The following is an 8,817-nucleotide window of genomic DNA, read 5'->3' on the forward strand; positions in this document are numbered from 1 at the left end:
AGGGTGGTAAACTTTTTAATGATTTTCTGGATTACTATTAGTTTGTGCTATACAAGCATTTTATGACAATTGCTAAAAGCACATATAATTTAACTGTTAATGTGGATATATCTATACTTATGGAGTTTATAAAGAAAAATGATTATAGAGTATATCCTACATTTACATGGATTGTTTCACGGGCAATTAATAATCATATAGAATTTAGAATGGGATATGATAAAGAAAATAATCTTGGATATTACGATGTAGTACATCCTGATTATTCAGTTCTAAATGATAAAACAAAGATTATGGATACTTTATGTACAGAATATAACAATGAATTTTCAACATTTTATAAAGCAATGGTAAATGATTTAGATAATTATAAAAATTTTGGAATGAAAACAGAGAGAAAAAGAGATTCTTTTATTGTATCTTGCATTCCATGGTTAACATATTCATCATTTAATGTATCTAATGAATCAGGATATCAGTTTCTTTTTCCTATGGTAACTTGGGGAAAATATTTTGATGTTGAAGAGAAAACTTTAATGCCTGTTACATTACAAATTCATCATGCAGTAGCTGATGGATACCATTGTTCTTTATTTTATGAAGATTTAGAAAGAGTTTTAAAGAATCCAGAAGAATATCTTAGAAGTTGATTGAGGGAGAAAAATATGAATATAGAATTTAAAGAATTAAAGGAAGAAAATATAGATAAGCTGATTCCAATAATGAAAGCTGCATTTGATTATGATACGAAGATTCATTTAGATAAAGAGTGTGGTGGCCCAAGTGGATATGATGATGGAACTTTTCTCAGAAGGTGGGCTTTAGATGAAAATACGACATCTTTATGTATATATGAAAATAATAACTTAATTGGAGCAGTAATACTTTGGATTAATAGTAATAATGAGAATTATTTAGGAAATATTTTTATTGATATTAATTATGAGAATAAAGGAATAGGAACAAGGGTATGGAATTTAATTGAGAAATTGTATCCAGATACAAAAATATGGAATACTGAAACACCTATATTTTCAAGAAGAAATCACAATTTTTATGTAAATAAATGTGGATTTTCTATAATAAAAATAGAAAATCCTAAGGATATAAATGAAGGAAGTTATATATTACAGAAAGTGATTAATATATATATAAAAGATTCTAAAACTATTAGAAATAAAAAGTATGAAAGGATAAGTAAAGATTTATGAGTATAAGAACGATTATGATCTTTCCAGAGTTTGAAAATATGGGAAAGATAAATAAAATTAGAGATAAATATGATCCATTAGCAAAGTTGGTAAGACCACATATTACATTAGTATTTCCGTTTGAAAGTAAAGTAAGTGATAAAGAACTTAGTTTGCATATTAAAGAAGTTCTAAAGGATATAAAAAGATTTGAATTAGAGCTTAATGGATTTAGTAAAAAAGAGGACAAGTATGGAAGGTATTTATTTTTGAATGTTATAAAAGGAATAGAAGAAATTAAAGAAATTCATGAGAAGCTTTATGCAGGAAGTTTAAAAAAGTTTAAAGGTGAAGAGAAGTATATTCCTCATATGACAGTTGGGAAAGTTGCATCAAAGGAATTATTAGATAAGGCATTTATAAGTATTAATGATGAAAATGAAAAATTTAAGACAATCATAAAAAAGATATCAGTTGAAATGATTGGGGAAAAAGAAGAATCTATTATAATATTGGAACAATATTTAAAAGGAGTTTAGTGGAGTAGAGAGGAAAAGAGAAGATGAGATTTGAAAAAATTACTATTGGTGTAGATATGGTTGGATGTCCAAATAGGTGTAAGCATTGTTGGATTGGACATTTTAAAAATGGAAAGCTGACTGAAGAAGATTTAAAAGATATAGCAAAAAGTTTTAGGAAATATACAGATTTTTTAGATGTGTATAGTTGGTTTAGAGAACTAGATTATAGTGAAAATTATAAGTCGTTATGGATGTTAGATAAGGAATTAAGTAAAAATAGTATTCCGGAAAGATTTGAGTTATTAAGCTTTTGGAGAATAAATAGAGATGAAGAATATGTTAAGTGGGCATATGAAATTGGTGTAAGACGGTGTCAATTAACTTTTTTTGGACTTGAAGAAAAAACTGATTATTATATAGGACGTAAAGGTGCATTTAAAGAACTAATAAATGCGACTGAAATATTACTTGAAAATAAAATTGCACCAAGATGGCAAATGTTTGTAAATAAAAATAATATACATGAAGTTCAGAAGTTAATTGAATTAAGCGAAAATCTGAATTTAAAGAAAAGGTGTAGAGCCATAGGCGAAGAATTTGAATTATTTGTGCATCAAGGCAGTTGTGATGGTGAAAATGAAAAATTATTAAATATAAGAGTTACAGAAGAAGATTTGTGTTATATACCTAAGGAGTATGGTGATAGATTTGGAAAACCAGAAAAAATTCTTTATAGAGAACTTATAAAAGATGATTCAGTATTAAATTTAGCTACAAAGACACCAGTATTCTATATAACATCTGAGTTTGATGTATATCCTAACTACACAGGAATAGAAGAAGCCTGGAGACTTGGAAATTTAAAGGAAGATGGATTAGAGAAAATTTTAAATAATTATATAAATAATAAGTCAGTAGCACAGCATTGTAGAGCAATAATACCTTTTAATGAAATGGTGAAAGAATATGGAAATTCTGAAGGTAATAAGTTATTTGATAAAGATGATTATGTTATGTATATTTTGAATAATTATTGCAGAAAATTAGTTTGAAAATGATTAGTATATAGAAAATTATTAGAAAATTCTTTATATTTAATAAAAATTAAGTTTAAAAATGAAAGAATTGCTGAAAACCAATTGAAATTCTTAAAGGAAAATATTTTAATTATAATATATAAAATAAAGATTAATACTAAAATAGGGGAAAATACAAAATTACTTTAAAACGAACAATAAAAGGAGTAACGGATGATTAAAAGTTTCAAGTTTAAAAGAGATAAATTAGCAATTACGTTAATTGTCATTTTAGCAGCAATTTTGGATTTTTGGAATTTGGGTATAGAAGGTTTTGGAAACGAATTCTATGCAGCTGGTGTAAAAAGTATGTTAGTAAATGGAAAGAATTTTTTCTTTTTATCCTTTGATCCTACGGGCTATATAACCATGGATAAGCCGCCTATTGGTCTTTGGATTCAGGGGTTATTTGCTAAGATATTTGGGTTTCATGGATGGAGTATAATATTACCTCAGGCAATAGCAGGAGTACTATCAGTAATTATATTATATTGTTTAATGAAAAAATATTTTGGTACTTTAGTAGGATTAATTTCAGCTTTAATATTGGCAGTGACTCCAGTAGTTGTTGCAGCAAGTCGGAATAATACTATTGATAACTTATTACTTCTAACTACATTAATTGCTAGTTATTATGCAGTTAAAGGAGCTAAAACAGGCAAGTTAAAATACTTAATAATTTGTGTTATATGGATAGCAATAGGGTTTAATATTAAAATGGCAGAAGCCTTCTTAATTTTACCAGCAGTATATTTTGTATACTTTTTATCAAATAAAATAAGCCTAAAAAGGAAGATAGTTAATTTAATTATAGGAGGTTTAATTCTTATAATTTTATCATTATCATGGGGATTTATAGTAGATATGGTTCCAGCAAAAGATAGACCATTTGTAGGTAGTAGTACGAATAATAGTGTAATTGAGCTGATGGTAGGGCATAATGGATTACAAAGATTAGGAGTATACTCTAAATTAAATGGTGGATCATTTTTACCAAGTCAAATGATAAAAAGTAATAATTTATCAACTCAAAATAATACTGATGAAAAAGGAAATGCAGCAGCAGTGAGAAATAATGATAGAGGAATAATGAGATTATTATCTAGAAATTCTATGGCAGATCAAATTATTTGGTTTTTACCTTTTGCGCTTTTAGGGATATTAGTAGGAGTAATTAGAGAAAAAAATATATTTAAGTTTACTAATAAAAGAAAAGTTGCATTATTATATTGGATAGTTTGGTTTATACCAGATTTCATATATTTTAGTTTTTCAGGTGGAATAGCACATACCTATTACTTAACTATTCTTGCAGCACCAATAGCTGCTTTAGCAAGTATTGGAATTGTATATGCAGGAGAATTATATAATGAAAGTAGAAAAAAATCGATATTATTAGCTTTAGGATTTTTAGCAACAATATTTTTCCAAGGAAATATGCTTATATATTATAATGGGAATTTAACAAAAGTTTTAAGGGTTGTTTCTTGGGGAGCATTAATTATTACATTTATAGTAATTGGAATTATTCTTTTATTTAGAAATGCAAATTTAAGGTTTAGAAAAATTTTGTTTGGAATAGGGATACTAGGAATTATAGTAGTTCCTTTAATTGGAGCAGGAGCAACGATTAAATATCCTTTAGATGGAAATGCAGCAGAAGCAGGGCTACAACTTTTACCAAACAAAAATAATAGGGATACAAATACAAATTTAGTAATAGAGAAAAATATTCCCAAACTAATAAATTATTTAGAAAGCCATGAGAGTGGAGAAAAATATTTATTAGTAACACCAACATCGATAGATACATCACCATATGCAGAAAAGATTATATTACATTCTAAAAAATCAGTTATGGCACTTGGAGGGTTTTCAGGAGCTGATAATGTGGTAAACTTAGCGAAATTTAAAGAAATGGTTAAAGAAGGTCAAATAAAGTATGTATTGGTACAAAATATAACTCTTAGTCCGAACAATGAGCAAATAATGGATTGGGTTAAGAGTAGTGGGGAGTTAATACCAAGAAATCAGTGGCAAAACATTGGAAATGAAGATATGAATGTTAATTTATATAAAGTGAGCTATAAATAAATATTAAAATTAAGAAAAGCCTTAGATAAATCTAGGGCTTTTTCTTATATGTGAAGGAAGAGATATGTGTTTAATGATTTCTGAAAATAGGGAGAGTACTACAAGTAAAGCTACCACCAGCTTTCATTATCTCTGAATAGTCACAATAAATTGGTTTGAATTTTAATTTTTTTAATAAAGAAAAAACTTCCTCATTAGATGTTATAATTCTTTTTTTTCCTAAATTTATAAAATTTGTACCAAGCTTTCGTGCAGATTTATTACTTATAAAATATAAATTTGGAATGTATTTTTTTATTAAACATATATCATAAACATAATTAGAGATAATAGCATGATTATCATAGAGAATATTAAAAACACAATCTAAATGAAGCATTTTTTTAGAATTAAATTTTATAGGAATTACCTTGAAATTTTTGGGAATGGAATTTAAGTAGTCTTGTAATTCATATACAGCTTCAATGGAAGTTCTAGAACTTAATCCTACAAAAATAATAGTATTATGAACAAGAACATCGCCTCCCTCTATGAAATTATGAAATTCATAAATTTTTTTATGCTGTGGGTAGATATATTTCTTTAAGGCTAAAGTTTCTTTTTTTCGATGAGGATTTTTGAGTTTAGAAATAAAAAAAATATCATCAATAACAAAACCTACATCACGAGTAAAAACTTGATTTTTTCCATAGATAGGATCTAAAAATTGTATATTTATTTTCTCATTAATTAATAAATTTATAAATGTATTATATTGGTTAAACATAAGTGGTTTATTTACGTTTCTAAAAAAAAGTTTATGTAAAAGGTTGAAATTACAAGGGTAACACATAATAAAAGTGCTTACTTCATCGTAATGATTAACATGATTAATTTGCATAATAATTCTCCTAAAATATATTTTTTATAGTATTAGCAAAATTTTAATATTATATGAAAGTTAAATAAAAGAAATTATTGAGTGTTGACAAGAATAATTAAATATTATATCATTTAATTGAAAATGATTATCAGTATTAAATTATGTATAGATTGATTTGCAGAAGAGGAGTGTGTAATTATGGGAATATTAGAATTTTATAAAAATTTATCATCAATGAGTAGTAAAGAATATATTGAAAAATTCTTATTATATAATACATCATTAGTTATATCGGGAGTAAAACCTTCGGAAACAGTAACTCTTAAAAAGACAGGTGAAAATGCATATGAAAAATGGATAGAATATGGGGAAAGTTATTTAAAAGCAGTAGGGATGGAATATATAAGTTTAAGAGAAAACAAGGATGCTTTAATAATACTTGTATATAATAGAGAGGTTCTTTCAAGAAGGTTATTTGAAGAAAAAAGTAAAGAGTTTTTAATGAATTTAGATTATCCTAAAGAAGAAAATTTAGATTTCTATCTTAAGATGCTAGTTAAAAGATATGAAGCTTATAATTGTCCTCATGAGTTAGGATTATTTTTAGGAATTCCAATAGAGGATGTTAAAGATTTTATGGAATGTACAGATAAAAAATGTCTACATTGTGGTTATTGGAAAGTTTATAATAACTATGCAAAGGCAAAAGAAACTTTTGAAAAATATGATAATATTAAAGAAAAGACAGTTCAACATATTTTAAATGGAACTTGTCCGTATAATTTAGCATTAAGCATAAAAGTTTATGCTTAAGAGTATATATAGGTGAAACTAACAATGCAAAATATAGATTATAAAATCTAGAAACTCAATTTTAAGATTATTTTAAAATTGAGTTTCTATTTTTGTAAATCTATTTTTACTGATGTTTAACTATTTAATACTTCTCCGCCATTTACATGAATAGCTTCACCAGTTATATAAGAAGCTCCATTAGATGCTAAAAATACATAACTTTCAGCAACTTCAACTGGTTGACCTGCTCTCTTAAAAGCAGTACTTTGACCAAATTTACTTGAATCTTCTTCATTGAAAGACGAGGGAATAAGCGGAGTCCAGATAGGTCCAGGAGCGACTGCATTTACACGTATTCCACGAGGAGCTAAAGCTTTAGCAAGAGATCTTGTGAAAGTGGTTAAGGCTCCCTTAGTACATGAATAATCTATAAGTTTTTCATTACCTCTATAAGATACTATGGAAGTAGTATTTATTATGCAAGAACCACATTCCATATACTTAAGAGATCTTTTAGTTAAGTAAAAAGCACTAAACATATTACTTTTAAAAGTATTTAAGAATTGATCATCACTAAGATCTTCAATATTTTCACAAACAAATTGCATAGCAGCATTATTTATAAGAATATCTATTTTAGAATACTTTTCTATTGTTTTGTCTACTACAGTTTGACAAAAATTAGGGTCTCCTAAATCACCAGAAATAAGAAGACAATCGCCTCCCTTTTCTTTAATTAATCTTTCGGTTTCTTTAGCATCATCATGTTCATCAAAATATACAATAACAACTTTAGCACCTTCATTTACATAAGCTAAAGAAATAGCTTTTCCAATGCCACTATCACCACCAGTTATAATAGCGATTTTATCTTTTAATCTTTTTCCATCATTGATATATGAAGGGTGTTCAGATATAGGAAGAGGATTCATATCTTTTTCTAATCCAGGTTGCCTATCTTGATGCTGTTTTGGAAATTGAGTTGGGAATGTATGATTTTTATTCATAAATAAACCTCCTAATAAAATAAATATAGAAATATTCTTTGTAGAAATTAAGATAAATATTAGTTTAAATTAGAGATTTTATATGATTAATGAGTAAAATAGCCTTAAAAATAGAAAAAAAGAGTAAATTTACTATTAATTATTATGGAAAAATTTCCTTAAAAACTTATTAAAGTGTAAAATAGGAAAAGGAGGTAAACAGATGAAAAATAATAAAGCAAAAATAGGAATTGGAATAATAATTATATTGATTTTAATTATCGGAGCATTTTCGTTAATAATGGTTTCTAAGAATGAACAAAAAAAGAAAAATGAAGTGTTTCAGCAAAACTTTACTCAAGCTGAAAATATAAATGTTGCAAAAAATAACAACATAAATAATTTATTTGATTTATATCTTGGAAAAGCAAATGAGATAATGATGTATGCAAATAACAAATTTAAAGACCCTGACTATCAAACATTATATGGAACTATAGAAGTTAGTAATGTAGCTGGAGATAAATTTGTAAAATTAGAAAATGATTTAGAAAAAAATATAGCCCAAAATGGTGATGTAAATCTTCAAAATTCTTTGGGAAATCAAAAGAAAATTTGGGAAGAATATTTAGTTAATCAAAATAATACTCTAAAAGGAGAAAAAGAAAATACGAGACTAATGAATAAAGGATATAACTATCTTTCAGTAGCAGCTAATGTAATATATTTTAATATATATAACTGCTTAGAGAATAATGGAATAAATCCACAAATTAGTGAGAATTATTTTGGAAATGAATTAGCTAGTATAGGAAATATAAATAGGGAAAATAATTTAACAGAAAAACAAAAAGAATATATTAAAAAAGAAGTGGATCAGTTAAATTATACAGAAATAAAAGGAAATAATATAATAAATGGAGCTGTAGGAAGTAAAGGTTCTATATTGGAAGCATATAAAGAAATAAATACTTTATGGACAACTACTTTAAATGAAGAATACACATCTTTAAAGGCAGAATCTCCAAATAAAGAAGTAATTATAAGAAATGAAACTCCATGGTTAACATTTAAAACAGCTATGTGTAATGAAGCTGGAAAAGAATATACTAATGGAACAGAATCACAGCTTGCGAATATAAAGATGAATATAAGACTTACTCAACAGCAAGCATTTAATTTATTATCATATAGTTAAAGAGATAAAACAGAATAGCTAAACTTGCTATTCTGTTTTATCTCAGCTTGTAGACAAAGGACTTTTTCAAAATTGAAAAAGTCCTTTATTTTATT

At 26.3% G+C, this 8,817-nt stretch carries 9 protein-coding genes; 7 read left to right on the forward strand and 2 right to left on the reverse strand.

Annotated features, from left to right (window positions below):
• The first annotated feature begins 62 nt into the window (after positions 1-62).
• The 5 genes from Q0W06_RS18345 to Q0W06_RS18365 all read left to right on the forward strand — a co-directional run bounded on the left by Q0W06_RS18345 (position 63) and on the right by Q0W06_RS18365 (position 4,881).
• On the forward strand, positions 63-650 hold the full coding sequence (locus tag Q0W06_RS18345) for a CatA-like O-acetyltransferase (RefSeq protein ID WP_297639204.1): 588 nt from the start codon (positions 63-65) through the stop codon (positions 648-650).
• Positions 651-665: 15 nt separating this feature from the next.
• Positions 666-1,211, forward strand: coding sequence for a GNAT family N-acetyltransferase (locus Q0W06_RS18350; protein WP_297639207.1), 546 nt, complete (start codon positions 666-668; stop codon positions 1,209-1,211).
• Positions 1,208-1,729 carry a 2'-5' RNA ligase family protein gene (locus Q0W06_RS18355; RefSeq protein WP_297639210.1) on the forward strand — a complete coding sequence of 174 codons (522 nt, stop codon included), beginning with the start codon at positions 1,208-1,210 and terminating at the stop codon, positions 1,727-1,729. Before Q0W06_RS18350 ends, Q0W06_RS18355 begins: the two co-directional genes overlap by 4 nt.
• 23 nt (positions 1,730-1,752) lie before the next feature.
• Positions 1,753-2,763, forward strand: a complete 1,011-nt coding sequence (locus tag Q0W06_RS18360; protein ID WP_297639212.1) for a radical SAM protein — start codon at positions 1,753-1,755, stop codon at positions 2,761-2,763.
• Between the two features lie 198 nt (positions 2,764-2,961).
• Entirely contained in the window at positions 2,962-4,881 is a 1,920-nt protein-coding gene (locus Q0W06_RS18365) for a glycosyltransferase family 39 protein (RefSeq protein WP_297639214.1), read from the forward strand.
• Between the two features lie 70 nt (positions 4,882-4,951).
• On the opposite strand, the gene Q0W06_RS18370 is transcribed toward Q0W06_RS18365, so the two are convergent.
• The gene (locus Q0W06_RS18370; protein WP_297639216.1) at positions 4,952-5,761 is read right to left on the reverse strand and encodes an arginine deiminase family protein; all 810 of its coding nucleotides are present in this window, start codon (positions 5,759-5,761) and stop codon (positions 4,952-4,954) included.
• 180 nt (positions 5,762-5,941) lie between these two features.
• Between Q0W06_RS18370 and Q0W06_RS18375 the strand changes: the two genes are divergently transcribed.
• Positions 5,942-6,556, forward strand: coding sequence for a DUF3793 family protein (locus Q0W06_RS18375; RefSeq protein ID WP_297639218.1), 615 nt, complete (start codon positions 5,942-5,944; stop codon positions 6,554-6,556).
• 116 nt (positions 6,557-6,672) lie between these two features.
• Here Q0W06_RS18375 and Q0W06_RS18380 read toward each other — a convergent pair whose 3' ends face one another.
• Complete coding sequence (locus Q0W06_RS18380) at positions 6,673-7,545, reverse strand: SDR family oxidoreductase (protein WP_297639220.1); 873 nt, start codon at positions 7,543-7,545, stop codon at positions 6,673-6,675.
• A 202-nt stretch (positions 7,546-7,747) separates the two neighbouring features.
• On the opposite strand from Q0W06_RS18380, the gene Q0W06_RS18385 reads away from it, so the two are divergent.
• Complete coding sequence (locus Q0W06_RS18385; protein ID WP_297639222.1) at positions 7,748-8,722, forward strand: hypothetical protein; 975 nt, start codon at positions 7,748-7,750, stop codon at positions 8,720-8,722.
• Positions 8,723-8,817 lie beyond the last annotated feature (95 nt).

This window comes from uncultured Clostridium sp. (assembly GCF_947072515.1).
Classification (GTDB): domain Bacteria; phylum Bacillota; class Clostridia; order Clostridiales; family Clostridiaceae; genus Clostridium.